General features: G+C 65.0%; 21 protein-coding genes. 6 read left to right on the top strand and 15 right to left on the bottom strand.

Annotated features, from left to right (window positions below):
* Positions 1–47: 47 nt before the first annotated feature.
* The 4 genes from BMX43_RS02600 to BMX43_RS02615 form a co-directional block, all read right to left on the bottom strand.
* A complete protein-coding gene (locus tag BMX43_RS02600; RefSeq protein ID WP_091296326.1) occupies positions 48–1124 on the bottom strand; it encodes a branched-chain amino acid ABC transporter permease in 1077 nt (358 codons plus the stop codon).
* A gap of 133 nt (positions 1125–1257) precedes the next feature.
* Positions 1258–2244, bottom strand: coding sequence for a branched-chain amino acid ABC transporter permease (locus tag BMX43_RS02605; protein WP_091296329.1), 987 nt, complete (start codon positions 2242–2244; stop codon positions 1258–1260).
* An 89-nt stretch (positions 2245–2333) separates the two neighbouring features.
* The gene (locus tag BMX43_RS02610; protein WP_091296332.1) at positions 2334–3155 is read right to left on the bottom strand and encodes an ABC transporter ATP-binding protein; all 822 of its coding nucleotides are present in this window, start codon (positions 3153–3155) and stop codon (positions 2334–2336) included.
* The gene (locus tag BMX43_RS02615; protein ID WP_091296335.1) at positions 3152–5122 is read right to left on the bottom strand and encodes a long-chain fatty acid--CoA ligase; all 1971 of its coding nucleotides are present in this window, start codon (positions 5120–5122) and stop codon (positions 3152–3154) included. Before BMX43_RS02615 ends, BMX43_RS02610 begins: the two co-directional genes overlap by 4 nt.
* A gap of 195 nt (positions 5123–5317) precedes the next feature.
* Between BMX43_RS02615 and BMX43_RS02620 the strand changes: the two genes are divergently transcribed.
* Positions 5318–7234, top strand: coding sequence for a PAS-domain containing protein (locus tag BMX43_RS02620; protein WP_091296337.1), 1917 nt, complete (start codon positions 5318–5320; stop codon positions 7232–7234).
* Positions 7231–7938 (top strand): response regulator transcription factor, encoded by a 708-nt coding sequence (locus BMX43_RS02625; RefSeq protein WP_091296341.1) that lies wholly within the window; start codon positions 7231–7233, stop codon positions 7936–7938. The genes BMX43_RS02620 and BMX43_RS02625 overlap by 4 nt, the downstream gene beginning before the upstream one ends.
* 102 nt (positions 7939–8040) lie before the next feature.
* Here BMX43_RS02625 and BMX43_RS02630 read toward each other — a convergent pair whose 3' ends face one another.
* On the bottom strand, positions 8041–8553 hold the full coding sequence (locus BMX43_RS02630) for a hypothetical protein (protein WP_091296344.1): 513 nt from the start codon (positions 8551–8553) through the stop codon (positions 8041–8043).
* Between the two features lie 217 nt (positions 8554–8770).
* Here BMX43_RS02630 and BMX43_RS02635 point away from each other — a divergent pair, with 217 nt between their 5' ends.
* Complete coding sequence (locus tag BMX43_RS02635; RefSeq protein WP_175482001.1) at positions 8771–9661, top strand: LysR family transcriptional regulator; 891 nt, start codon at positions 8771–8773, stop codon at positions 9659–9661.
* A gap of 9 nt (positions 9662–9670) precedes the next feature.
* Here BMX43_RS02635 and BMX43_RS02640 read toward each other — a convergent pair whose 3' ends face one another.
* The 5 genes from BMX43_RS02640 to BMX43_RS02660 are packed head-to-tail and all read right to left on the bottom strand — an operon-like array spanning position 9671 to position 14855.
* Positions 9671–10420, bottom strand: coding sequence for an ABC transporter ATP-binding protein (locus BMX43_RS02640; protein WP_091296350.1), 750 nt, complete (start codon positions 10418–10420; stop codon positions 9671–9673).
* Position 10421: 1 nt separating this feature from the next.
* Positions 10422–11252 carry an ABC transporter ATP-binding protein gene (locus BMX43_RS02645; RefSeq protein WP_091296353.1) on the bottom strand — a complete coding sequence of 277 codons (831 nt, stop codon included), beginning with the start codon at positions 11250–11252 and terminating at the stop codon, positions 10422–10424.
* Positions 11249–12151, bottom strand: coding sequence for a nickel transporter permease (gene nikC, locus BMX43_RS02650; protein ID WP_091296356.1), 903 nt, complete (start codon positions 12149–12151; stop codon positions 11249–11251). Before nikC ends, BMX43_RS02645 begins: the two co-directional genes overlap by 4 nt.
* A 4-nt stretch (positions 12152–12155) precedes the next feature.
* Positions 12156–13211, bottom strand: a complete 1056-nt coding sequence (locus tag BMX43_RS02655; RefSeq protein WP_091296359.1) for an ABC transporter permease — start codon at positions 13209–13211, stop codon at positions 12156–12158.
* 45 nt (positions 13212–13256) lie between these two features.
* Positions 13257–14855, bottom strand: coding sequence for an ABC transporter substrate-binding protein (locus tag BMX43_RS02660; RefSeq protein ID WP_091296363.1), 1599 nt, complete (start codon positions 14853–14855; stop codon positions 13257–13259).
* A 155-nt stretch (positions 14856–15010) separates the two neighbouring features.
* On the opposite strand from BMX43_RS02660, the gene BMX43_RS02665 reads away from it, so the two are divergent.
* Positions 15011–16045 carry a dipeptidase gene (locus tag BMX43_RS02665; protein WP_091296366.1) on the top strand — a complete coding sequence of 345 codons (1035 nt, stop codon included), beginning with the start codon at positions 15011–15013 and terminating at the stop codon, positions 16043–16045.
* A 2-nt stretch (positions 16046–16047) separates the two neighbouring features.
* Here BMX43_RS02665 and BMX43_RS02670 read toward each other — a convergent pair whose 3' ends face one another.
* The 5 genes from BMX43_RS02670 to BMX43_RS02690 form a co-directional block, all read right to left on the bottom strand.
* Positions 16048–17226 carry an MFS transporter gene (locus BMX43_RS02670; RefSeq protein WP_091296369.1) on the bottom strand — a complete coding sequence of 393 codons (1179 nt, stop codon included), beginning with the start codon at positions 17224–17226 and terminating at the stop codon, positions 16048–16050.
* On the bottom strand, positions 17227–18696 hold the full coding sequence (locus BMX43_RS02675) for a carboxypeptidase M32 (protein ID WP_091296372.1): 1470 nt from the start codon (positions 18694–18696) through the stop codon (positions 17227–17229).
* The gene (gene ctaA / locus BMX43_RS02680) at positions 18696–19850 is read right to left on the bottom strand and encodes a heme A synthase (protein ID WP_091296375.1); all 1155 of its coding nucleotides are present in this window, start codon (positions 19848–19850) and stop codon (positions 18696–18698) included. Before ctaA ends, BMX43_RS02675 begins: the two co-directional genes overlap by 1 nt.
* A 65-nt stretch (positions 19851–19915) precedes the next feature.
* A complete protein-coding gene (locus tag BMX43_RS02685) occupies positions 19916–20653 on the bottom strand; it encodes a calcium-binding protein (protein ID WP_091296379.1) in 738 nt (245 codons plus the stop codon).
* Between the two features lie 88 nt (positions 20654–20741).
* Entirely contained in the window at positions 20742–21488 is a 747-nt protein-coding gene (locus tag BMX43_RS02690) for an RNA methyltransferase (protein WP_091296382.1), read from the bottom strand.
* 338 nt (positions 21489–21826) lie between these two features.
* Here BMX43_RS02690 and BMX43_RS02695 point away from each other — a divergent pair, with 338 nt between their 5' ends.
* Entirely contained in the window at positions 21827–22447 is a 621-nt protein-coding gene (locus BMX43_RS02695) for a thiamine phosphate synthase (protein ID WP_091296386.1), read from the top strand.
* A 161-nt stretch (positions 22448–22608) separates the two neighbouring features.
* Positions 22609–26040, top strand: a complete 3432-nt coding sequence (locus tag BMX43_RS02700) for a transglutaminase family protein (protein WP_091296389.1) — start codon at positions 22609–22611, stop codon at positions 26038–26040.
* Positions 26041–26051: the final 11 nt, after the last annotated feature.

Here is a 26051-nt window from a genome sequence, read left to right on the forward strand (position 1 = left end):
CGCGCGCCTCCCGCCCGCGCAGCCATCTCCCGTCCTCCGGCCCCACCTCAATGCGGGAAGGGCCAGAGCCTCAGCTTCTCCTTCGCCACCCGCCAAAGCTGTGCCAGCCCATGCGGTTCAAGGATCAGAAAGACGATGATCAGCGCGCCGACGATCATCAGTTCCACATGCGCCGCCAGATCGGTGGGCCAGCCCATCCCCTCCACCAGCACGTTCTTCAGCAGCACCGGCAACAGCACCAGAAACGCCGCCCCGGCAAAGCTGCCGAACAGGCTGCCCAGGCCGCCGATGATCACCATGAACAGGATCAGAAAGCTTTTCTGGATGCCGAAAGCCTCGCCCACCTCCGCAGCCCCCAGATAGACGGCGAAGAACAGCGCCCCCGCGACCCCGATGAAGAACGAACTCACCGCAAAGGCCGACAGTTTGGTGGTCAGCGGGTTCACCCCGATGATCTCGGCGGCGATGTCCATGTCGCGGATCGCCATCCATTTGCGCCCCACCGTGCCGCGCGTCAGATTGCGCGCCAGCCAGGCCAGCAGGAACAGCACCACCGCACAGAACAGATACTTGGCCCAGGCCGGCGTATTCGCCCCGGTCACCGCGATGCCGAACATCGTGCGCTCCGGCGCGGTGATCTGCCCCGAGGCCGAATAGTTGTAAAACCACGGCACCTTGTTGAACAGCCAGACAAGGAAGAACTGCGCGGCCAGCGTTGCCACCGCCAGATAGAACCCCTTGATCCGCAGGCTGGGCAGGCCGAACAGCACGCCCACCCCCGCCGTCACCGCCCCGGCCAGCAGCACATCCACCAGGATCGGCATCCCCGGAAACGCGGTCATCAGCTTGTAGCAGGCATAGGCCCCCACCGCCATGAACCCGCCCGTGCCCAATGACACCTGCCCGCAATAGCCCGTCAGGATATTCAGCCCGATCGCCGCAATCGCATAGATCAGGAAGGGCACGAACACCGCATTGGCCCAGTAATCATTGATGACAAACGGGATGATCCCGAAGCCGATCACCAGCACCGCATAATAGCGCATCCGGTCGAACTTGATCGGAAAGGTCTGGCTGTCATCCACATAGGAGGTCTTGAACTCCCCCGCCTCACGATAAAACATCAGCCTCGCCCTCCCGCCTTCTTCATTTCATCTTGGCAAAAATATCCCGGGGGTCGCCAATTGTGCGCCATTGGTTCAAGCCCAATTGGCGACGGGGCTGGCCCCCAATCCGTTGTCAGCCACACGCGCATCCTCAAACCCTCTCGATGATGCGCTCGCCAAACAGCCCCTGCGGCCGGAAGACGAGGAAGACCAGCGCCAGCACATAGGCAAACCAGTTCTCGGTCGCGCCGCCGATCATCGGGCCGGCGAAGAACTCGAACAGCTTCTCGCCCATGCCGATGATCAGCCCGCCGACAATCGCGCCGGGGATCGAGGTGAAGCCGCCCAGCATCAGCACCGGCAGCGCCTTCAGCGCGATCAGGCTCAGGCTGAACTGCACGCCGGATTTCGACCCCCACATGATCCCGGCCACCAGCGCCACGAACCCGGCAATCGACCAGACCAGCACCCAGACAAAGCGCAGCGAGATGCCGACCGACAGCGCCGCCTGATGGTCATCCGCCACCGCCCGCAGCGCCCGGCCGTATTTGGTATATTGCGAAAAGGCCGTCAGGGCCGCCACCAGCGCCGTCGCCACCACGGCGGCCACGATGTCCAGCCGGTCGATGAAGAAGCCATAGCCGAACAGGTTGAAGGTGAAGGTGTCGATCATTTCCGAAATGCCCTGCGGCAGCCCGACATCCAGCTTCTTGATGTCGGCGCCCCACATCACATCGCCCAGACCCTCCAGGAAATAGGCCAGACCAATGGTCGCCATGAACAGGATGATCGGCGCCTGATTGACCAGATGTTTCAGGATCAGCCGCTCGATCAGGATCGCCAGCCCCACCATCACCAGCGCCGTCAGCGCAATCGCCACCAGCCCCGGCAGTTGCCAGCCGAAGTGGTGCAGGTCGGTGCCGAAGATCGCGTTGATCACATGGGCAAACGGCACCTGCCCCTGTTGCAGCCCGACCAGCGTCAGCGCGGCGAACAGCGCCAGCACGCCCTGCGCATAGTTGAAGATGCCGCTCGCCTTGAAGATCAGCACGAAACCCAGCGCGACCAGCGCATACATGATCCCCGCCATGAGGCCGTTGAGCGAGACCTCCATCGCGTAAAGCAGTTGTTCAGGCATGATCCGCCTCCCGGAATTTGCACGACAGGGGGTGTACGGGGGGTGTACGGGGGGTGCACGTCTGGCACCGGGGCATTTCTGGCCATAGATCAGTCATGGGCCACCCCCAGATAGGCGTTGATCACGTCCTGATTGTTGCGCACCTCGTCCGGCGTGCCGTCGCCGATCTTCTTGCCGTAATCCATCACCACCACCCGGTCGCTCAGGTCCATCACCACGCCCATGTCATGTTCGATCAGGGCAATCGTGGTTCCGAATTCGTCGTTCACATCCAGGATGAAGCGGCACATGTCCTCTTTCTCCTCGACGTTCATCCCCGCCATCGGCTCGTCCAGCAGCAGCAGCTTCGGCTCGGCGGCCAGCGCGCGCGCCAGCTCCACCCGCTTTTTCAACCCATAGGGCAGACGCCCCACCGGGGTCTTGCGGATGTCCTGAATCTCAAGAAAATCAATGACTTTCTCAACCTTCTCGCGGTGCGCCGTCTCTTCTTTCTGCGCCCGGCCCCACCACATCGCCTGCTGAAAAAGCCCGGTTTTCATCAGCGTCAGCCGCCCGGTCATGATGTTGTCCAGCACCGACATGCCCTCGAACAGCGCGATGTTCTGGAAGGTGCGGGCAATGCCCTGCTGCGCCACCTCATAGGGTTTCATCGGCGCCCGGCGCTGCCCGTGAAACCAGACCTCGCCCTCCTGCGGCACATAGAAGCCACTGATCACGTTGAGCATCGACGATTTTCCCGCGCCATTCGGCCCGATGATCGCCCGGATCTCCCCCTCGCGGATGTCGAACGAGATGTCGGTGATCGCCTTCACCCCCCCGAACCGCAGGGTGATGTTCTTCATCTCCATCATCACGCCGCCGATCTTGCGACCGTCCGCGGTGGTGTAACCCTCTGAATTCATGGCATTCATGCTGCCACCCTCCGGCTTGCATCCGGCGCCACGGCCACATCCATCAGCTTCAGCGTCGCCTTGATCGCGCCCTTGCGGCCGTCTTCATAGGTCACTTCGGTTTCTGTATACACGCTGTCCCGCCCGTCATAGAGCGCGGCAATCAGATCCGCGAACTTGTCCTCGATCACCTTGCGGCGCACCTTGCGGGTGCGGGTCATCTCGCCGTCATCCGCATCCAACTCCTTGTGAAGAATAAGGAATCTGTGGATCTGACAGCCCGCGAGCATCGGGTCTTCGGCGACCGAGCGGTTCACCTCCTCCACATGCGCCTTGATCATGTCATAGACGCGCGGATGCCCGGCCAGTTCCTGATAGCTGGAATAGGCGATGTTGTTGCGCTCCGCCCAGTTGCCCACCGCCGTCAGGTCGATGTTGATAAAGGCGGTGCAGCGGTCGCGGCCATTGCCAAACACCACCGCCTCCAGGATCGAGGGGTAGAATTTCAGTTTGTTTTCAACATACTTGGGCGCAAACAGCCGCCCGTCGGCCATCTTGCCCACGTCCTTGGCCCGGTCGATGATGCGCAGATGCCCGGTCTTTTCCTCAAAGAACCCGGCATCGCCGGTCGCCACCCAGCCCTCGGCATCCTTGGTCGAGGCGGTGCTTTCGGCGTTCTTGTAATAGGCCACGAACGTGCCCGGCCCACGATAGAACACCTCGCCATTCTCGGCGATCCGCACCTCCACCCCCGGGCTTGGCACGCCCACGGTATCGCTGCGCACCTGCCCGTCAGGCTGCTGGGTGATAAAGACGCTCGCCTCGGTCTGGCCGTAAAGCTGTTTCAGGTTGATGCCCAAAGAGCGATAGAAATCAAAGATTTCCGGCCCGATCGCTTCGCCCGCCGTATAGCCCACCCGCACCCGGCTGAACCCCAGCGTGTTCTTCAGCGGCCCGTAAACCAGCTTGTCGCCGATCCAGTAAGCCAGCCTGTCGCCAAGGCTCACCTGCTTGCCGTCCAGAATGTCAGGGCCCACGCGGCGGGCAACCTTCATGTAATGATCGAACATCGCCTTCTTGACGCGCCCGGCATCCTCCATACGGATCATCACCTGGGTCAACTGCCCTTCAAACACCCGCGGCGGGGCGAAGAAATAGGTCGGCCCGATCTCGCGCAGGTCGGTCATCATCGTGGCAGCACTTTCGGGGCAGTTCACGCAGAACCCCGTCCAGATCGCCTGCCCGACCGAAAAGATGAAATCCCCCACCCAGGCCATCGGCAGATAGGCCAGCACGTCATCGCCCGCGCGCAGCTTGTCGAAGCCGGCAGAGCTTTTGGAGGTTTCGATGATATTGCGGTTCGACAGCACAACGCCTTTCGGCTTGCCGGTCGTGCCCGATGTATACAGCATCACGCAGGTGCTGTCGTAATTCAGCTCGGCAATCCGCGCATCCAGTTCGGCATCAAAGCGGTTGTGGGCAGCCTTGCCCTCGGCCACAACATCTGCCAGCGCGTTCATGCGGGAATGGTCGTATTTGCGCATCCCGCGCTTGTCCACATAGACCACCTGGTCGATGTGATGCAGGCGCTCCTGCACCTCGATCACCTTGTCGGCCTGTTCCTGATCACCGCAGACCACGAAGCGCGCGCCGCAATGATCCAGCACATAGGTCATCTCGTCGCCGGTCGCGTCCTGATACAGCGGCACCGGCACCGCGCCGCACATCTGCGCCGCGATCATCGACCAGTACAGCGCGGGCCGGTTGCGGCCGATCACCGCCACATGGTCGCCCCGCTCCAGCCCCAGCGCCATCAGGCCCAGGGCAATCGCGCGGATTTCCGCGGCACCTTCGGCCCAGGTCCAGACCTGCCAGATGCCGAATTCCTTTTCGCGCCAAGCCGGCTGCGCGGCGTAAACCCTTGCATTGCGGGCCAAAAGCGCCGGAATAGAGGTGGGATGCCCCACCTCACCGTCGGTTGCTGCCATCAGTGTTCCTCCCTGCACCCACTTCGGGGCGTCGCGCAGACGGGGTCGATTCTCCCCACGACCATCATCTGCACGCCTAGGGATGACGCCCAATGCTTGCGCGACTTTTGCCCAATCCTTGCGAATTGTTACCGCCCGCTTTTCCGCTTTCCCGCTGGCGCCACAGGGTGCTAGCGATGGGTCGGGGGGACAGGCATGACAGGCGAAGAGATGCAGGCGGGGCTGACGCGGGCCGGGCTGAACCTGATTCAGCAGGCACTGTCGATCTATGACAGCGATCTGAAACTGGCCCTGTGGAACCGCCGCTTCGTCGAGATCTTCGCCCTGCCCGACCATCTGGCCACGGTCGGCGCCCGCTTTGACGACACGATCCGCTATCTGGTGGAACGGGGCGAATATGGCGTGGTGGAAGATACCGAAGCCGCTGTCGCCGCCCGCGTGCAGGCCGCCCGCGCCTTTCAGCCCCATTATATGGAGCGCGAACGCCCCGGCGGCCACTGGATTTCGGTTGAAGGCGCACCGCTGCCGCAGGGCGGCTGGGTCACCGTCTATACCGACATCACCGAGGTGAAGCTGCAGGAACGGATGCTGCGCGCCCGGTCCGCCGAACTGTCGGTCGAGGTGCTGGATAATTCCGAACGGCTGGCCCAGGCCAACCGCAAGCTGGCCGCCACCATCTCGGCCCTGGAAGAGACGCAGCGCGAATTGACCGAGATGGAGGCGCGCACCCGGCTGACCACCGAGATGATGCCCGCCCATATCGCCCATGTCGGGCGCGATCTGCGCTATACCTATTCCAACCGGCGCCTCGGCTCTGTCATGCCGGGCAAGCCGACGGCGATCCTTGGCTTGACCGGACGCGAGGCGCTGGGAGAGGCGACGTTCGAGAGAATCCGCCCCTGCCTGATGCGCGCGCTGGAAGGCGAGGCCTCGGTGCTGGAATTCACCGATGATGAATCCGGTCGGCGCATCCGGGGCGCCTTTACCCCCGATCAGATCGGCGACGGGCCGATCAACGGCGTCTATATCCTGTCGATGGATGTCACCGCCGAAGCGCAGGCCCGCGCCGCTTTGGCCCAGACCCGCAAGCGCGAGTTGGCGGCGCAGCTCACCTCGGGCGTGGCGCATGATTTTGCCAATTTGCTGACCATCATCATGGGGTTGCAAGGCCGGTTGGAACGGCTGGACCTGCCCGAAGAAGGCCGCGCACTGGTGGCTGGCACGCTGGCGGCGGCCCGGCGCGGCGGGGTGCTGCTGGACCGGATCGCCTCGATCTCGGGCCGCCCGGCGCTGCGCCCCGTCGCCACCGATCTGGAGTCGCTACTGGCGGATCTGAGCCTGCTGGTCACCCCCACCCTGCCGGTGCAGACGCGGGTTGAAACCCATCTGGGCGGCCACCTGCCGCTGCTGCTGCTGGATGCCGGGGCCTTGCAGGATGCGCTCCTGAACCTTGTGCTGAATGCCCGCGATGCGATGGGCGCGGCAGGCGGGCTGATCCGCATCTGTGCCCGCAACCTGCGCGACACATGGCTGGAAATCCGGGTCGAGGATGACGGCCCCGGCTTTACCGCCGAGGCGCTGGACAAGGCGCTGGACCCGTTCTTCACCACCAAGGGCGGCGGCGGATCGGGGCTTGGCCTGTCGATGGTCTATGACCAGATCACGCTGGCAGGCGGCACCGTGCGGCTGGCCAACCGGCCCGAGGGTGGCGCTCTGGTGTCGCTGCGCCTGCCGTTCCGCCCGGTGGCCGAAGCACAACCGCCGCTGCTGGTGCTTTTGGTCGAAGATGATCCCGACATCCGCGAAACCGTGCGCGGGATGCTGCGCTCGCTGGGCCATGCGGTGATCGAGGCCGCGACTGGCGAAGAGGCGCTGGCGCTGGCCGAGGTGCCGGGCATCGGGTTGGTGCTGTCGGATATTCAACTGGGTGGCGGCATGAACGGCGCGGCGCTGGAAGCGGCGCTGGCGGCGCGCGACCACCCGGCCCGCCGCCTGCTGATGAGCGCCCTGCCCCCCGCCGACCCGCGCCGCGCCACGGCCCCCGCCCCGGTCTTGACCAAACCCTTCGACGCCGCCACCCTCGCCACCGCCATAGCCGAGGCCCTTGCATGAGCCGCCCGCCACATATCGCCATTCTGGACGACGAGCCGGAGATTCGCCGGATGCTGGCCGATGCGCTGGAAGAAGCGGGGTTCCGCGTCACCACTCATGGCCGCGCCACCGAGTTTGAAGCCGCGCTGAAGCGGATGGCGCCGGATGTCTGCCTTGTCGATCTGGGCCTGCCGGACCGCGACGGGCTGGCGGTGGTGCATCGGCTGGCGCTGGAATCCGGCGCCTCGATCATCATCATCTCGGGGCGGGCGCAGGTGCAGGATCGGGTGACCGGGCTGGAGCTGGGCGCCGATGACTATATCATCAAGCCGTTCGACCCCGCCGAAGTGGTGGCCCGCGTGCGCGCCCGGCTGCGCAAGGCCCGCGCCGAACCGGATCGGGGCACGCAGGTGGCACATTTCAACGGCTGGACGGCGTTGTTCGACCGCTATGTGCTGCTGGCGGCGGATGGAACCGAGGTGCCCTTCAGCCACGCCGAGGGCGAGGTGCTGCGCCTGTTCCTGGATGCCCCCAAACGGTTGATTTCACGAGCACAAATGCAGGAATCCCTGGGCGGCGTGGCAGGCGAAAGCTTTGACCGGGCGATGGATGTGCGCATTTCACGGCTGCGTACCAAGCTGGGCGAAGACCCGAAGAACCCCACCCTGATCAAGACGATCTACGGCGCGGGCTATATCTTTCTGGGCGATGTACACTGGGGCTGACGCACAGACAAAAAACCCCGGCTGGCTTGAACCAGTCGGGGTTTTGCGAGGCATGGTCCCGGGTTGCGGCGTCTGCTCGCCGCTTTCACCCGCCACGACCCATCATTCGTCAGCGACAGAGCGCGCCGCAGAAAGCTGCGCCAGTTGCGCCGAAGTGTAGGCCGACGCATCGACGCCAAGTTGGGCCGCGATCTGCGCCTTGGCCGGGGTCACGATGCTGGCATCCTCGGGGGACTGACGGTTGGTATGCGACAGGTAGAAGGCTTCGGCCTGATGGTCACCATCCTCGCGAGCCATGGCGATCAGCGACAGTTCCGCCGAGGTGAATTCGGCCGGATCAAGGCCCAGTTGCGCCGCGATCTGCGCCTTGCCGGGATTCACCTGGCCCACCGCATCCCGCACTTCACGGTTGGTGTGCGACAGGTAGAAGGCTTCGGCCTTATGGTCGGCGTCCTTGCGGGCCTTGGCGATCAGCGACAACTCGGTCGAGCTGTATTCCGATGCGTCGAGGCCGAGTTGGGCCGCGATCTGCGCTTTGCCCGGGTTCGTCACGCTGGCGGAGGCACCGCTTGCGGCAACAACAGCGGCCAGTGCGATAATTGCGATACGTTTCATGGTCTTATCCTTGTCTGCCTCTGCATCGAGGCGTCGTCTGTTTCGGTGAGACTGAGATAGGCCTGTGCATTTGCGTAGTGAATGACCGGATTTTCGAACTCTCTGTGCGTTCTGATCGAACGGTCAATTCATGTAACTTTTGTGTCAACACCACTGGTGCAACAGTCCGCGCTCCCCTAGCTGCACCTACACACGATTGGACAGACATGAGGCCGCCTTGGATACCGCCATTTTGCAGACCTATGTCCACATCGTTGACGAAGGCAGTTTTGCCGCCGCCGCCCGGCGCATGGGCATCTCCAAAAGCATGTGCAGCAAGTATATTTCCGATCTGGAAACCAGCCTTGGCGCGCGGTTGCTGACCCGCTCCACCCGGTCGGTGAAGCCGACCACGCTGGGGATGGAATATTACGGCAAGGTCAAGGAAATCCTTGACCGGCTGCAACAGGCGAACGAGACGGTGCGCAGCACCTCCAGCCATGCCTCGGGGCATCTGAAGGTTGGGGCGCCGATTTCTTACACGCTGCGGGTGCTGCAACCCTATCTGATGCGCTTTACCGAAGACTACCCGGATGTGCTGCTGGAAACCGTGCTGGATGACAGTTGCACCGATCTGATCGGCGACGGGTTCGACGCCGCGATCCGCATCGGCGAGCTGGACGATTCAAGCCTCTATGTGCGGCGCCTGCATGGATCGCGCGTCTATGTGATCGCATCGCCCGGCTATGTCCGCGACCATGGCGTGCCGCAGAAACCTTCGGACCTGTCGAACCACCGTTGCCTGTATTACACCAACATGCGCGGCTCCGGCACCTGGCCGTTCCAGCATGGCAACGAGATCGTTTACCAGAAAATCCATCCGGTCTTTTCGGCCAACAACGGCGACCTGATCCGGGCCGCCGCGCTGGCGGGCAAGGGCATCGCGCTGATGCCCGAATTCATGATCGAAGAGGATCTGCGCTCGGGCGCGCTTGTGCCGTTGCTCAGCGACTACAGCCTGCCGGAAATCCCGATCAGCCTTGTCTATCCGACGCGCAAGAACATGACTGCGGCCCTGCGCGCCTTTCTCGATTTCACTGCCGGGCTGGAGTTGCGGACACACGGCTGAGGGTGCGGCTCAACCCAGCATCCGGTCGGCGCTGGCCTCGAACAGGCTGCGGGCATAGGCGGTTTTCATCTGCGCCCCGGCCAAGGCTTCGCGCGACAACTCCTCCACCGCGCGGCCATGCTGCATGACCAACACCCGGTCGCACATATGGTCGATCACCGCCAGATCGTGGCTGACCATCAGGAAGGTCAGCCCGCGTTCGTCCCGCAACCGGCTGAGAAGGTTCAGCGTTTCCGCCTGCACGCTGGCATCCAGCGCCGAGGTGGGTTCGTCCAGCAGCAGGATCTCCGGCTCCAGCATCAGCGCCCGCGCAATGGCCACGCGCTGCCGCTGCCCACCCGACAACTGGTGCGGATAGCGGAAACGGAACGAGGTGGGCAGGCCCACATCCTCCAGCGCCTGCATCACGCGGCGGTCGGCATCGCCAAGGCCATGGATCGCCAGCGGCTCGCTCAGCGTGCGGTCCAGCGTGTGGCGGGGGTGCAGGCTGGCATAGGGGTCTTGAAACACCATCTGCACCCGGCGCGAAAACGCCTTGCCGCGCGCCACCGGCGCCCCGCCGAGGCGGATCGTGCCACCCGACACCGGCGCCAGCCCGCAGATCGCCCGCAGGATGGTGGATTTGCCCGACCCGCTTTCCCCGACCAGCCCGAAACTTTCGCGCGCCTCGACCGACAGGCTGACGCCCTCCACCGCGCGGACCTCGCGGCCCTTGGCGTTGAAGATCACCGACAGGTTTTCAATCTCGATCAATGCCATATCAGCGCGCCCATTCTGCGTTGCGGTCCAGCCCCGGCAGCGGCCCGCGATCCCCGCCGATACGCGGCAGACAGTTCAACAGGCCCTGCGTGTAGGGGTGTTTGGCGTGCAGCAGATCCTGCGCCGCCAGTTCCTCGACCACGCGGCCCTTGTACATCACCAGCACCCGGTCGCAGAACCGCGCCACCAGCCGCAGGTCATGGCTGATGAAGATCAACCCCATGCCGCGGTCGCGCACCAGCCCGTCAAGGATCGACAGAACCTCGGCCTGCACGGTGACATCCAAGGCGCTGGTCGGTTCATCCGCGATCAGCAGATCGGGGTTGGGGATCAGCATCATGGCGATCATCACCCGCTGGCCCATGCCGCCCGACAATTCGTGCGGATAGGCCTCCATCACGCGTTCCGGGTCACGGATCTGCACCGCCTCCAACGCGGCCACGGCCTTGCCATGCGCCTCGGCCCGGCCCACGCGGTCGCGCTGGCGCAGGCCTTCCATCAGTTGCGCGCCGACCTTCATCACCGGGTTCAGCGAATATTTCGGGTCTTGCATCACCATGGCCATGCGCGGCCCGCGCAGCGCGCGCATCTCGCGTTCGGGCAGCTTCATCAGATCCTGCCCGTCGAACAGCATCTCGTCCGCCGCGATCCGCCCCGGCGGGCGGATCAGCCGCAGCACGGATCGCCCGGTCATCGTCTTGCCCGAACCGCTTTCGCCCACGATGCCCAGCCGCTCGCGGCCAAGGCTGAACGACACGCCGCGCACGGCCTCCACCACCCCCGCCTCGGTATCGAAGGTCACGCGCAGGTTTTTCACCGACAGAAGGGTCATTTCCCGGAACTCCTCGGGTCCAGCACGTCGCGCAAGCCATCGCCCAGCAGGTTGAATCCCAGCGAGACGATGAAGATGGCCAGCCCCGGCATGGTGGCAACCCACCATTGTTCAAACAGATATTTGCGCCCGGCCGAGATCATCAGCCCCCATTCCGGCAACGGCGGCTGCGCGCCAAGGCCCAGAAAGCCAAGCCCCGCCGCGATCAGGATCACCCCCGCCATGTCCAGCGTGACGCGGATGATGACCGAGGGCAGGCACATCGGCACGATATGGCCCCAGATGATCCGCCCCGCCCCGGCGCCCTGCAAGCGCACCGCCGCGATGTAATCGGAATGGCGCACCGTCAGCGTTTCGGCCCGCGCCACGCGGGCATAGGGCGGCCATGCGGTCAGCGCGATGGCCAGCACGGCATTGCCGATCCCCGGCCCCAGCACGGCCACCAGCGCCAAGGCGAGGATCAGCCGCGGGAAGGCCAGAAAAATGTCGGTGATCCGCATCAGCACCTGATCGACCCAGCCGCCGAAATAGCCCGCCACCGTGCCGACCAGCATCCCGATCAGCGGCGCCGTCACCGCGACCAGCGCGATGATATACAGCGTGATACGGGCGCCGAAGACGATCCTGCTCCAGATATCGCGGCCGAAATCGTCGGTGCCCAGCCAATGCCCCGCCGTGCCGGGCGGCATCAGGCGGTTTTGCAGGTTCTGGGTGATCGGGTCTTGCGTCGCCAGCCAAGGCGCAAAGGCGGCCAGCACCAGCAACAGCAGGATGATCACCAGCCCGGCCATGGCCAGCGGGTTGCGCCGCAGCCGCAGCCAGCCCAGCCAAAGCTGCCCCAGCTTGGCCTGCCGGCGCGAGGTCGGGTTCGGGTCGCGCAGCCAGTCTGTCAATGTCATGGCCTTACCTCGCGCGCGGATCGACCAGCCGATACAGCAGGTCGGAAAACAGGTTGAGCAGCACGAAGGCCACGCCGACGACCACGGTGCCGCCCAGCACGGCAGGCATGTCATTCACCATCAGCGCGTCAGTGATATAGCTGCCAAGGCCCGGCCAGGCGAAGATCGTCTCGGTCAGCACCGATCCTTCCAGCAGATAGGCATAGCTCAGCGCGATCACGGTGATCAGCGGCACCAGCACGTTGCGCATGGCATGAACCCAGATCACCCGCCATTCCGGCATCCCCTTCACGCGGGCGGTGGTGATGTATTCCTGGCTCAGCTCGTTCATCATGAAGCTGCGGGTCATCCGGCTGATATAGGCCATGGAGACATAGCCCAGCAGCCCGGCGGGCAGGATGATATGGCTGATCGCATTGACCCACATGTCCCAGCGCCCGGCCAGTGCCGTGTCGATCAGGATCATGCCGCTGACCGGCGTCACCTCGAATTCATACATCATGTCGAAAACGGCATCGAGCCGCCCTGGCCCGCCGACCCAGCCCAGAATGCCGTAGAACAGCAAGAGGCCGATCAGCCCCAGCCAGAACACCGGCATCGAATAGCCCATCAGCCCCACCAGCCGCACCACATGGTCGGCCAGACTGCCGGGCCGCGTGGCCGCCAGCACGCCCGCGGGCACCCCGGCAATCACGCCCAGAATGGTGGCCAGCGTCGCCAGTTCCAGCGTGGCGGGGAAATGGCGCGCCACCGCCTCGATCACCGGCTGGCCGGTGCGGATGGATTGGCCCAGGTCGCCATGCAGCGCATCCCAGGCGTAGATGAGGAATTGCCGCCACAGCGGCAGATCCAGCCCCAGCGCCACGCGCGCGGCCTCGATCTGCGCCTCGGTGGCGCGCTCGCCCACGATGGCGAGAACCGGGTCGATCGGCACGACGCGGCCAATGATGAAGGTGACAAGCAGCAGGCCCAGGATCGTCGCGGCAAGCGAGATCAACATGGAGCCAGCGGCCCGCAGATAGGCGCCAAGGCGCAGCGAAGCGGAGGGGGATGCGGTCATGCGAAATGGATGCCCCCGGCGCGGCAAGGCGCCGGGGGCAACTGCTTACTTGGTGACAAGCCAGTAGGCTGCGCTGTCGATGGCGCCGCCCGTGTAGAACCCGCTCACGCTCTTGCCCATCGCCGACTGATAGCCGATCTGGAACATCACGATGAAGGGCGAGGTTTCGCGGTGCTTGGTCTGCAGCTCTTCATACATCGCCTTGCGCTTGGCGGCATCCTGCTCCATCACCGCTGCTTCGGTCATCGCGTTCAGCGGGCCGGGATCATAGGCGTTGCGCCAGGCCAGCGTGCCGACCTTCGCCTCGTCGGTATTGTCGGGGTTCCAGGCGAAGGAACCGGCGTTGGTCTGCGGATCGGGATAATCGGGGCCCCAGCTTTGCAGCGTCATGTCATGCTGGCGCGCGCGGTAGCGTTTAAGCTGCTCGGCACCTTCGCCGATGTTCAGCTCCACCGTGATGCCCACCTGCCCGAAGGTGTTCTGGATCGACTGCGCCATTTCCATCCGGTCGGCGGCGTTGCGCACATCCATCACGATCTTCGGCGCGGCCACGCCGCTTTCGGCCAGCAGCGCCTTGGCCTTTTCGACATCCAGGCTATAGGGCGTGTCTTCCAGCGCGCCCAGATAGCCCTTCGGCAGGAACGCCTGATGGACGACCATGTTGCCCTTCAGGAAGGTGTCGGTCATTCCCTTGTAGTCGATAGCATAGCGCATCGCGTCGAGGAATTTCTCGTTCTTGTAATTCTCGTTCTTCTGGTTGAACGACAGATAGAAGATCTGGCCGCCGACATCGGGCTGGATCTTCACATCGGGGTTGCTGCTGATGCCTTCGATATCCACCGGCGTCAGCTCGCGCGCCACGTCGATATCGCCTTTTTCCAGCAGCAGGCGCTGGGTGGCGGCTTCGGGGATATGGCGCATGAAGACGTTTTTCAGCACCGCATCGCCGCGCCAATAGCCCGTGCGCGCCTCCAGCAGATAGCCTTCATTCGGCTTGAAGGATTTCAGGATATAGGCACCCGTCCCGGCGGAGTTGGTCTTCAGCCATTCGTTGCCCATGTCGCCATTGGCTTCATGTTCCATCACTGTCTTCATGTCGATGACCGAGGCCACCCCGGCGGTGAGGCAGTTGTACAGGAAGGTCGGCGCATAGGGTTTGTCGGTTTTCAGCGTCAGGGTATCGCCATCCGCCGTGACCATCGTATCGACGTTTTCCTTGGTCCAGCCGAACTGGTTCAGGATGAACGCAGGCGATTTGTCCAGCTTCACCGCACGCTGCAACGAAAAGGCCGCATCCGCCGCCGTTACCGGATTGCCCGACGAAAAGGTGATGCCGGACTTCATCTTGAAGGTGAAAGTCGTGCCATCCTCGGCCACAGACCAGCTTTCGGCAAGGCCGGGCACGGGGTCGCCGGGCTTGGCCGGATCAAGCTCCACCAGCCCGTCATAGACGTTGTTCACCACGTCGAGGCCGGAAAACTCGTAAGCCTCCTGCGGGTCCAGCGATACGATGTCATCAATGGCATCGGCAATCACCAGCGTATCGGCGGGGGTGGCCGCCAGAAGGGCGGTGGGCGCGGTGCACAGCAGCAGGGCCGAAAGGGCAGCCCCGCCAACGCGACGCAGAGACGGATCAAGCAACATCAGTAACTCCCATGTTTTATCTATATTTTTCTTGCGGGTCCGGCTTGTGGCCACCGGAAACCTTGACCGATTGGGCAATTTTCGCGCCACCTTGTCAACCGGCTTGAAACGTGGCGTGATCGCCGCACCCTTCCCTGCCCGGAATTGGAGCTTCCATGACCCTGCCCGCCATTTTCGACGGCCACAACGACCTTCTCTCGCAGCTTTGGGCCGATGGCGATCACTGCGGCGCAAGCTTCTTTTCCGGGCGCACAGGGGATATTTCGCTGCAGGCCTGCCGGGCGGGGGGCATGGCAGGCGGATTCTTCGCGATCTGGGCACCGGGCGAGAAGGCGGGCGCCCCCGATCCGATGGCGACCTACCGCGCCTTCACGCCGATCGACGTGGACAAGGCGCATCGGGTGACGATGGAACAGGCGGCGATCCTGATCCGCATGGCCGAGGCGCGGCCCGACGCGATCCGCCTGTGCCGGACGGTGGACGAAATCGCGGCGGCGCGGCAGGCAGGCGCCATGGCCGCGATCCTGCATATCGAGGGATGCGAGGGGATCGGTGCCGATCTGGCCGAATTGCAGGTCTATCACGCCGCAGGTCTGCGCAGCCTTGGCCCTGTCTGGAGCCGGGACAACATCTTTGGCCATGGCGTGCCGTTCAACTTTCCGGCCTCCCCCGATACCGGGCCGGGGCTGACGGAGGCAGGCAAACGGCTGGTGGCGGAATGTGACCGGCTGGGCGTGCTGGTCGATCTGGCGCATCTGAACGAGGTCGGGTTCTGGGATGTCGCGGCGATCAGCAGCAAGCCGCTCGTCTCCACCCATTCCGCCGCCCATGCGCTCTGCCCCGCCACCCGCAACCTGACCGACCGGCAGTTGGATGCCATGGCTGAACGTGGCGGGCTGGTGGGGCTGAATTTCGGCGTGGCCTTCCTGCGCGAAGACGGGGTGAAGAACCCGGATATGGGGGTCGAACGCATGGTGCGGCACCTGGATCACCTGATGGCGCATCTGGGCGAAGGCGGCGTGGCGCTGGGGTCGGATTTCGACGGCACGATGATCCCCGGCTGGATGGAGTCCGCCGCCGGGCTGCCCAAACTGGTGGCGGGGATGCAGGCAGCAGGCTATGGCCCGGCGCTGATCGAGCGCATCTGCTGGGGCAACTGGATGGATCTTCTGCGCCGGGTGATCGGTTAACCTCAGCCCAGCGGGCGGCGCACCAGAACCCAGCCAAGGCCCAGACCAAGGGCGGCAAGGCCAAGGCAGCAGGCGTAAACGGCGCCCGGCCCGCCCGTCTCCAGCAGGGCGGCGCCGACCGATGGCCCGGCCGCCGTGGCAAGGATCGGGGCCACCGCCACCGCACCGGAAATCGCGCCAAAGCCGCGCCGCCCCAGCGTTTGCGCCAGCAGCACCGGGCGCAGGATCGACAGCAGCCCCGCCCCCGCCCCCTGCGTCAGTGCAAAGCCGAAGATCAGCAGCGGCGCAAAGCCTGCCAGCCACAGCAGGCCAGAGGCCACGCCGATGGCCCCCAGCGACAGCAGCGTCGCCGCCCGGTTGCCCACCCGCGTTTCATTCAGCATCAGCAACAGCCGCCCCGCCACCTGCGACGGGCCGATGCAGCTTGCCGCCAAGACCGCCAGCCCCGGCGCGGCCCCCCGGTCGGCAAACAGCGTCAGCGCATAGGTGATCAGGATTGCATGGTTCAGCCAGATCGCCCCAAATATCGCCGCCACCAGCCAGAAGGCCGGGTGGCGCAGCGCCGCCTGCAGCGCACCGGGTTCGGGAGCCGGGCGCGCGCCGCCTGCCCGCTCCATCCGCCGCAAGATGCGCACGCCCCACAGGTTTGCAGGCACCGCCCCCGCCACCACGATCAGCGCAAAGGCGATCAACGCGCCGCGCCCGCCAAACACCCGGCCAAAAAGATCGCCCAGCGGAAAGGCAAGGGTCGAGGCCAAGCCGGCCACCAGCGTAACCCGGGTAATCGCAGCGCGCGCGCCTTCGCCCAACCGGCGGGTCAGAAAGGCAAAACAGGTTTCATACAGGCTGCCCGCTTGCGCCAGCCCGATCAGCCCCCACAGCCAGAACCACCCCCCCGGCCCCGGCGCAAAGGCCAGCGCCACCAGCCCCGCCGCACCGATCAGCGGCAGGCCCACCAGCATCTCGCCCCCCCGCCCGTGATCCACCAGCCGCCCGGTGAACGGCGTCAGGACGGCGGTGATCAGAAAGGCAAAGGTAGGCCCTGCGGCAAGCTGCGCCTTGCTCCACCCCGTCGCGGTTTCCAGATCGGGCAGCAGGGCCGCAAAGCTGTAATACAGTGCCGCGTAAGTCAGCGTCTGGCCAAGGGCCAGCAGCCAGACCGCCAGCCCCTCGCCCCGCATTCAGAGCCCGTAAAGCGCGCCGAACTTGGCGTCGAGGTAATCCAGCAGCGGCGCTTCGGTCGGCTCGAACCCGCAGGCCTTGGCGATCACCGCACCGGGCGTATACAGCCCGCCATGGCGCTGCACGTTCTCGCGCAGCCAGCCGGTAGCGGCGCCCAGCTCGCCCTGCGCCAGTTGCGCATCCAGATCCGGCACCGCCGCGCGCAGCGCCTGATGCAGACAGCCCGCATAGACATTGCCCATCGTATAGGTCGGGAAATAGCCGAACAGCCCGCAAGACCAATGCACGTCCTGCAACATGCCATTGGCCGGCCGATCCACCGCCACGCCGAAATCCGCAAGGAAACGGTCATTCCAGGCCGCCTCCAGATCGCCCACCTGCAGATCGCCCCGGATCAGCGCGCGTTCCAGATCGAAGCGCATCATCACATGCAGGTTGTAATGCACCTCGTCCGCCTCGGTGCGGATGAAGCCGGGCTGCACCCGGTTCACGATGCGGGCGAAATCCTCGGGCGAGGTCACGCCGAAATCGCCGAACCGATCCAGCATCTGGCGGAACATCCAGCCGGTGAAGGCCGGGCTGCGGCCAAGCTGGTTTTCGTAGATCCGGCTCTGGCTTTCATGCACGCCCATCGACACGCCCGCGCCCAGCGGGGTGAACAGATAATCGGGGTCGATGCCAAGCTCGTAACAGGCGTGGCCGACCTCGTGGATGGTGGAATAGAAGCAGTTGAACGGATCGGTTTCCACCACCCGCGTGGTAATCCGCACATCATTGGCAGAGCCGGAGCTGAACGGATGCACCGCCAGATCCAGCCGCCCGCGGGTGAAATCATAACCGAACCGCGCCGCCAGATCGCGGGCGAAGCGCAGTTGCGCATTTTCACCGAAATGGTGGTTCAGCGGCGCGGGTGCCGGGGCGGCCAGCACCGCCTCGCGCAGCCGCACCAGACGCGGGCGCATCCGGTCGAACATCGCCGCCGCAATTTCGGCGGTGGCGCCCGGTTCGTAATCATCCATCAGCGCGTCATACAGATCGCCGCCCTGCGCCAGCGCCGCCGCCTCTTCGCGCTTGAGGTCGATCACCTCGGCCAGCGTCGGCAGGAAATCGGCGACGTTCTCCGCCGCCCGCGCCTCGGCCCAGATGCCTTGGGCGGTGGAGGTGACGCGGGCCAGCGCCTGCGCCAGTTCAGCCGGGATCTTGGTCGCCCGATCATAAGACCGGCGGATCAGCCGCAGCTGCGCCTGCGCCTCGTCATCCTCCGGCTCCGCCTCCTCCAGCCAGTCGGCAAGGCGCGGATCGGTGCGTCGGGCGTGCAACACGCCTTCGATCGCCGCCATTTCCTCGCCGCGCTGTTCGGCCGCGCCGCGCGGCATCATGGTTTCCTGATCCCAGCCAAGGCGGCCCGCGATCTGCGCCAGCGCCTCGGTTTCCCGCTGGAAGGCCATCAGCTCGTCATAAGCGCTCATCATTGGGTTCCTTCCCGGATCGACCCGACAATCGGGTACTGGCTGAGATGACGGGCGCGCAGGATCAGCACCCAAAGCAGGATCGCCCCCACCTGATGGGTGATCGCCACATGCAGATGTGCGGCGGTCAGCGCGGTGGCGATGCCCAGCCCCACCTGCAGCGCCATCATGCAGATCACCGCCAGAAAGGCCGTGCGCGTGGCGGCATGGGTGGACCGGCGCCCCTTCAGGAAGGCGACCACGCCAAAGGCCAGCAGCAGATAGCCCGCCATGCGGTGAATGAACTGCACCAGCCCGGCATTTTCAAAGAATGCCGCCCAGACCGGGCGCCCCGGCACATAGAAGGCATCCGCCGGGAAGAACTGGCCGTTCATGTCGGGCCATGTCGGGAAAGCGCGGCCCGCGTCGATGCCCGCCACCAGCGCGCCCAGCAGGATCTGCAGAAAGGCGAAATGCATCAGCCCGGTGGACAGGCTGACCAGCTTCGCCTCGCGCCCGCGCCGGGCCTGCAACAGCGCGCCCTCGCTGCGGCCCAGCAGCAGCACATACCATGCGGTCAGGCCAAGAATGACAAAGGCCAGCCCCAGATGCGTGGCCAGCCGGTAAGAGGCCACATCCACCATCGCCCCGCTCAGACCCGAGGCCACCATCCACCAGCCGATCGCACCCTGCAGCCCGCCCAGCGCCCCCAGCCCCAGCAAACGCCCCGTCCAGCCCACCGGGATCTTGCGCGCCACAAGAAAGCCCGCGAAGCCCAGCGCCCAGACCAGCCCGATCACCCGGCCCAACTGGCGATGCCCCCATTCCCACCAATAGATGGATTTGAAGGCGTCAATCGTCATGCCCTTGTTCTGCAGCTGGTATTCCGGGCTGGCCTGATATTTGGCGAACTCCGCCTCCCAGCCAGCCGCATCCATCGGCGGCAAGGCGCCGGTGACCGGGCGCCATTCGGTGATCGACAGCCCGCTGTCGGTCAGCCGCGTCAGCCCACCCACGACGATCATCGCCGCCACCAGCGCAAAGATCAGCAGCAGCCACAGCCGGATCGCCCGCCGCGCGCCCGCCGTGCCCCGGTCGATCAGGCCAGGGGTCGGGACGGAGACGGGCCTTGCCTCGCCGCCAACCTCTTCAAAGATGCTGCGCTTCTGTGCCATCGGGGCCCTCCTGCTTCGCCGCGCAGACTAGGGCCCGCACGGCGCAGGTTCAAGGTGGGGCCCCGTCAGTAGATGAAATCGCCCGAGGTCAGATCGGTCAGATCGGTATCTTCGATCCACAGCCGGTGATTGCCGATGCGCAGCAGCACATCGGCGCCATCCTGCGACAGGCGCTCCAGAATATCGGTATAGGTGTCGATCTTGGCAAAACCCTGAAGCTGGATCAGATCCTCGCCTTGGGTAAAATCGGTGATCTGATCACGCCCGGCGGTGAAGATGAACCGATCCGCCCCCGCCCCGCCGGTCAACACATCACTGCCCGAGCCGCCGTCCAGCGTGTCATTGCCATCCTCGCCATACAGCCGGTCGTCCTTCTCGTTGCCCTGCAGGCTGTCATCGCCGGTGCCGCCCCAGACGGTATCGTCGCCAAAACCCGCACGCACCCGATCATTGCCGCCGCCCGATTCGACCAGATCGCCATCATTGCCGGCAAAGATCGTGTCATTGCCGACGCCGCTGCGGATCGTGTCATGGCCCTGACCGCCGTAAATTTCATTGCTGCCGCTGTCGTCGATCATCAGATCGCTGCCCGCGCGCCCCCAAAGCCGATCCTCCCCCAGCCCCCCGACCAGCGTATCATCGCCCTTGCCACCATGCAGACGGTCGTCGCCGTCATTGCCTTCCAGACTGTCGTCCCCACCCGAGCCATAGATGGTATCCGAACCGTCAAGGCCCATGATCCAGTCGCCGCGATGCGTGCCGCTCAACCGATCATAGATCGGCGTGCCTGTGATGTTTGCCATGATGTGCCTGCTGCTTTTTGCTGCTTCATTACCCGCAAACATATCACGGCCTCAGGCAAGGAGCAGCCCCCTCGACAGCCCGCGCCGCTCACGTTTTCTTTTGTCCGCCCTCGCCCAGCTTGAAGGCGATCTGGCGCAGCATGCCGTGGAAGGTGCGCACCTCGGCGGTGGTCAGCGGCAGACGCGACCACATGTTGCGCAGGCTGACCTTCATGCCCGGCGCCTTGGCCTCGGGGAAGAAGAACCCCGCAAGCTCCAGCCGTTCCTCGAAATGCCGCGCCAGCGCCTCGATCTCGTGCGCCTGCGCATATTCGGTGCGGGCGAAATTCACCACCTCGGGCGCCACCTCCGCCTTCTGGCGCGCCCATTCATAGCCCATCAGCAAGACGCATTGCCCAAGGTTGAGCGAGGGAAACTCCGGGTTCACCGGCACGGTGACGATGGCATTGGCCAGCACCACGTCCTCGTTCTCCAGCCCCGCCCGTTCCGGCCCGAACAGGATGCCGACCCGCTTGCCCTCGGCCGACAGCGCGCGGGCATAGTCCATCGCGCGTTCGGGCGTCATGATCGGCTTGGTCAACTCGCGCCCGCGGGCGGTGGTGGCAAAGACGAAATCGCAATCGGCAATCGCGGCGGGCACATCGTCAAACAGCCCCGCATTGTCCAGCACCCGTCCCGCGCCCGAGGCCATGGCCACCGCCTTGGGGTTCGGCCAGCCGTCGCGCGGCCCCACCACCCGCATCCGCGTCAGCCCGAAATTCAGCATCGCCCGCGCCGCCGCTCCGATATTCTCGCCCATCTGCGGGCGGACGAGGATCATCGTGGGGTCAATCATGGCGGGTCCATCTGTGGTTAAGGCCCTGCCTGATACGCGCGAAGCCCCAGCGAAACAAGCGCAAGGCCGCGGCGTTGCACCTGCGCCGCGGTCAGAGGGGGGCTGTCTGCCCCCCACGGCCCTGCGGGCCTCCCCCCGAGGATATTTTTGAACAGAAAATAGGAAAGAGGGCCTTCTTCCTTCATTTTCTGTTCCCAAATATCCTCGGGGGTGAATTGGCCGCAGGCCAAGAGGGGGCGCGAGCGCCCCCTGCCTTGCCGCACACCCGCGCAGTCCAGCCGGTAGCCAAGGCCCGCAAAACGCGCTAAACGGCGGCGAACCGTTTGCAGGAATCCGCCATGTCCGAGATCGACCGCCCGCAGCTTTACCTCATCACCCCGCCCGAGTTCGATCTGGACGTGTTTCCGCAGCGTCTGGCGGCGGTGCTGGATACGGCAGAGGTGGCCTGCGTGCGGCTGGCGCTGGCTTCGCGCGACGAGGATCGCGTGGCGCGGGCGGCGGATGCGCTGCGCGAGGTCGCCCATGCCCGCGATGTGGCGCTGGTGATTGAAAAGCATGTGCTGCTGGTCGAACGTCTGGGCCTGGACGGGGTGCATCTGACCGACGGGTCGCGCTCGATCCGCAAGGTGCGCAAGGATCTGGGGGACGAGGCGATTGTCGGCGCCTTCTGCGGCACCACCCGGCACGAGGGCCTGTCGGCGGGCGAGGCCGGGGCGGATTATGTGGCCTTCGGTCCGGTGGGCGAAACGCCGCTGGGCGACGGCTCGCGCGCCGAACTGGAATTGTTCCAGTGGTGGTCGGAAATGGTCGAGGTGCCGGTGGTGGCCGAAGGCGCGCTGTCGGTCGCTCTGGTCGAGAAGCTGGGGCCGGTGACGGACTTCTTCGGGGTCGGCGAAGAGATCTGGAACACCGAGGATGCGGCGGCGGCGCTGAAGGCGCTGCTGGCCCCGCTCGGCTGATCTGCCCACTTTTTAATCAACCTCACAGCAAACGGCGCGAAATAGGGCGGAAATTCCGCCACAGCAAGACATTTCACGCCGGATGCACAGAGGTTTTCCCTTGCGCGGCGCGGGCCGCTACGGTCTGCCATGGACTGACAACCTCATGGCCGGGGAAGACTATGGCGATCTATGCAAGCATCCACCATCTCACGCATTACCGCTATGACAGGCCGGTGACGCTGGGCCCGCAGATCATCCGTCTGCGCCCCGCCCCGCAATCGCGCACCAAGGTGATTTCGCACTCTCTCAAGGTCTCGCCCGGCGGACATTTCGTGAACCATCAGCAAGACCCTTACGGCAACTGGCAGGCGCGATTCGTGTTCCCCGAGCCGGTGATGGAATTCAAGATCGAGGTCGATCTGGTGGCCGACATGTCGGTCTACAACCCGTTCGACTTTTTCGTCGAGGAAAGCGCAGAGACGTTCCCCTTCGACTATCCGCTGGATCTGGCCGACGATCTGGTGATCTACCGCACGCCGGAACCCGCCGGTCCGTTCCTGCAGCAGTTCATCGACAGCATCCCGCGCGACCGGATGCGCACCACCGATTTCCTTGTCGGGCTGAACGCGAAAATCTCGCAGGTGGTGAATTACACGATCCGACTGGAGCCGGGCGTGCAGACGCCGGAACAGACGCTCGACATCCGCTCCGGCTCGTGCCGCGATTCGAGCTGGCTTCTGGTGCAGACGCTACGCCATCTGGGCTTTGCCGCGCGCTTTGTGTCGGGCTATCTGATCCAGCTTTCGCCCGATGTGAAATCGCTGGACGGCCCGTCGGGCACCGAGGTCGATTTCACCGACCTGCACGCCTGGGTCGAGGTCTATCTGCCCGGCGCCGGCTGGATCGGGCTGGACCCGACGAGCGGCCTGCTGACCGGCGAAAGCCATATCCCGCTGGCCGCGACCCCGCATTACCGCAATGCCGCGCCGATTTCGGGCGGCTTTGCGGCGGTGGGCACCCCCAAGGTCGATTTCGAATTCGACATGAAGGTGCGCCGCGTCTCGGAACATCCGCGCATCACCAAGCCGTTCAGCGACGAGGCCTGGGACAAGCTGAACGAGATGGGCCGCACGGTCGATGCCGCACTGGCGGCGGGCGACGTGCGCCTGACCATGGGGGGCGAGCCGACCTTCGTGTCGATCGACGATTTCGAGGGGGCAGAGTGGAACACCGCCGCCGTCGGCCCCACCAAGCGCGATCTGGCCGACAAGCTGATCCGCCGCATCCGCAACCGTTTTGCGCCGGGTGGCTTCCTGCATTACGGGCAGGGCAAGTGGTATCCCGGCGAAACCCTGCCGCGCTGGACCTTCTCGCTGTACTGGCGCCGCGATGGCGTGCCGGTCTGGCGCAACCCCGATCTGGTGGCGCAAGAGGCGCAGGATTACAAGGTGGGCGCCGATGAAGCCCATGATTTCATGGCGCATTTCGCCGAACGCCTTGGCATCGCCCCCGAACATGCGCAGCCCGCTTATGAAGATCCAGCCGAATGGATCCTGAAGGAAGCCAATCTGCCCAGCAATGTCAGCCCCGAAAACTCCAAACTGAAGGATCCCGAGGAACGCTCGCGCTTTGCCCGGGTGTTTTCGCGCGGGCTGACCGAGCCGTCGGGCTTCATCCTGCCGGTGCAGCGCTGGCAGTCGAAACCCAATGCCTGGGGCCCGCGCTGGCAGTCAGAGATGTGGAAGCCCCGGCGCGGTCATATCTTCCTCGTGCCCGGTGACAGCCCGGTGGGCTACCGCCTGCCGCTGGGCTCGCTGCCCTATATTCCGCCGACGCAATATCCCTACACCTATCCGTCCGACCCCTCGCTGCCCTATGCGCCGATGCCGGATTTCTATGTGGAAATCAGCGAACGCCGCCGTCAGGCCGTGCAGGAAGAAATCGACCGGCTGGCGCAGGAAGAGGCCGAAATGGCCGCGATGATGCCCCCCGTTTCGGGGGGCCATGCGCAGGGCTTCTCGACCACACCCGAAAAGGCCCGCCGCCAGCGCTATGTGCCGCAGGAAGGCGTGGACCCGTCGCAGGGCTATGTGCGCACCGCCATCGCCATCGAGCCGCGCGACGGGCGGCTGTGCCTGTTCATGCCGCCGGTGGAAACGCTGGAAGATTATCTGGAACTGCTGGCCACCGCCGAGGCTACCGCCGCAGAGCTGAACCTGCCGATCCATATCGAAGGCTATGCCCCGCCGCATGACCCGCGCCTGAACGTGATCCGCGTCGCCCCCGATCCGGGCGTGATCGAGGTGAACATCCATCCGGCGCATAGCTGGGAAGATTGCGTCGCCACCACCGAGGCGATCTATGAAGAGGCGCGCCAGTGCCGCCTTGGCGCCGACAAGTTCATGATCGACGGGCGCCATACCGGCACCGGCGGCGGCAACCATGTGGTGGTCGGGGGCGAGACGATGGGCGACAGCCCGTTCCTGCGCCGCCCCGATCTGCTGAAATCGCTGATCCTGATCTGGCAGCGCCACCCTTCACTGTCCTACATGTTCTCGGGCCTGTTCATCGGCCCGACCAGCCAGGCCCCCCGGATCGACGAGGCGCGGCATGACACGCTCTATGAACTGGAAATCGCGCTGAGCCAGATCGGCGATCCGGTGCGCGGCGGGCCGCTGCCGCCGCCCTGGCTGATCGACCGGCTGCTGCGCAACATGCTGACCGATGTCACCGGCAACACCCACCGCGCCGAAATCTGCATCGACAAGCTCTATTCCCCCGACGGGCCGACCGGGCGTCTGGGTCTGGTGGAGTTCCGCGGGTTCGAGATGCCGCCGCATCCGCGCATGAACCTGGCGCAGCAACTGCTGATCCGCGCGATCATCGCCCGCTGCTGGAACGCGCCGGTGCAGGGCAAGCCGGTGCGCTGGGGCACGGTGCTGCATGACCGCTTCATGCTACCGCATTTCCTGTGGCAGGATTTCCTCAGCCTGCTGGAAGATCTGGGCCAGCACGGCTTCAAGATGGACCCGGTCTGGTTCGAGGCGCAGGCCGAATTCCGCTTCCCCTTCTGCGGGCAGATCGAGGTGGAAGGCGTGCATCTGGAACTGCGTCAGGCGCTGGAACCCTGGCATGTGCTGGGCGAAACCGGCGCCATCGGCGGCACGGTGCGCTATACCGACAGCTCGGTTGAACGGCTGCAGGTGAAGATGACCAGCCTTGCGCAGGATCGCTATCGCATCATGTGCAACCGCCGCCCGGTGCCGATGACACGCACCAATACCTCGGGCGCCTCGGTGGGGGCGGTGCGGTTCAAGGCGTGGCAACCTGCCGCCGCCCTGCATCCGGTGCTGCCGGTCAATGCGCCGCTGACCTTCGACATCTATGACGACTGGACAGGCCGGTCCATCGGCGGCTGCGTCTATCACGTGGCCCATCCGGGCGGGCGCAACTACGACACCTTCCCGGTGAACGGCAACGAGGCCGAGGCCCGCCGTCTGGCGCGGTTCGAGGCGTATGGCCATTCGCCGGGCGGCTATGCCCCGGTGACGGAAGTGCCGCACCCGGAATTTCCGATGACGCTCGACCTGCGGCGCGCGCCGTGGGTGTAAGATCGGCGGGA

Origin of the sequence: Gemmobacter aquatilis (genome assembly GCF_900110025.1) — a bacterium.
Lineage (GTDB): Bacteria > Pseudomonadota > Alphaproteobacteria > Rhodobacterales > Rhodobacteraceae > Gemmobacter > Gemmobacter aquatilis.

Bases quoted from the DNA above. Each gene is read 5' to 3' on its own strand.
- BMX43_RS02600 (WP_091296326.1), bottom strand. From the start codon at position 1,124: ATGTTTTATCGTGAGGCGGGGGAGTTCAAGACCTCCTATGTGGATGAC.
- BMX43_RS02605 (WP_091296329.1), bottom strand. From the start codon at position 2,244: ATGCCTGAACAACTGCTTTACGCGATGGAGGTCTCGCTCAACGGCCTC.
- BMX43_RS02610 (WP_091296332.1), bottom strand. From the start codon at position 3,155: ATGAATGCCATGAATTCAGAGGGTTACACCACCGCGGACGGTCGCAAG.
- BMX43_RS02615 (WP_091296335.1), bottom strand. From the start codon at position 5,122: ATGGCAGCAACCGACGGTGAGGTGGGGCATCCCACCTCTATTCCGGCG.
- BMX43_RS02620 (WP_091296337.1), top strand. From the start codon at position 5,318: ATGACAGGCGAAGAGATGCAGGCGGGGCTGACGCGGGCCGGGCTGAAC.
- BMX43_RS02625 (WP_091296341.1), top strand. From the start codon at position 7,231: ATGAGCCGCCCGCCACATATCGCCATTCTGGACGACGAGCCGGAGATT.
- BMX43_RS02630 (WP_091296344.1), bottom strand. From the start codon at position 8,553: ATGAAACGTATCGCAATTATCGCACTGGCCGCTGTTGTTGCCGCAAGC.
- BMX43_RS02640 (WP_091296350.1), bottom strand. From the start codon at position 10,420: ATGGCATTGATCGAGATTGAAAACCTGTCGGTGATCTTCAACGCCAAG.
- BMX43_RS02645 (WP_091296353.1), bottom strand. From the start codon at position 11,252: ATGACCCTTCTGTCGGTGAAAAACCTGCGCGTGACCTTCGATACCGAG.
- nikC (WP_091296356.1), bottom strand. From the start codon at position 12,151: ATGACATTGACAGACTGGCTGCGCGACCCGAACCCGACCTCGCGCCGG.
- BMX43_RS02655 (WP_091296359.1), bottom strand. From the start codon at position 13,211: ATGACCGCATCCCCCTCCGCTTCGCTGCGCCTTGGCGCCTATCTGCGG.
- BMX43_RS02660 (WP_091296363.1), bottom strand. From the start codon at position 14,855: ATGTTGCTTGATCCGTCTCTGCGTCGCGTTGGCGGGGCTGCCCTTTCG.
- BMX43_RS02665 (WP_091296366.1), top strand. From the start codon at position 15,011: ATGACCCTGCCCGCCATTTTCGACGGCCACAACGACCTTCTCTCGCAG.
- BMX43_RS02670 (WP_091296369.1), bottom strand. From the start codon at position 17,226: ATGCGGGGCGAGGGGCTGGCGGTCTGGCTGCTGGCCCTTGGCCAGACG.
- BMX43_RS02675 (WP_091296372.1), bottom strand. From the start codon at position 18,696: ATGAGCGCTTATGACGAGCTGATGGCCTTCCAGCGGGAAACCGAGGCG.
- ctaA (WP_091296375.1), bottom strand. From the start codon at position 19,850: ATGGCACAGAAGCGCAGCATCTTTGAAGAGGTTGGCGGCGAGGCAAGG.
- BMX43_RS02685 (WP_091296379.1), bottom strand. From the start codon at position 20,653: ATGGCAAACATCACAGGCACGCCGATCTATGATCGGTTGAGCGGCACG.
- BMX43_RS02690 (WP_091296382.1), bottom strand. From the start codon at position 21,488: ATGATTGACCCCACGATGATCCTCGTCCGCCCGCAGATGGGCGAGAAT.
- BMX43_RS02695 (WP_091296386.1), top strand. From the start codon at position 21,827: ATGTCCGAGATCGACCGCCCGCAGCTTTACCTCATCACCCCGCCCGAG.
- BMX43_RS02700 (WP_091296389.1), top strand. From the start codon at position 22,609: ATGGCGATCTATGCAAGCATCCACCATCTCACGCATTACCGCTATGAC.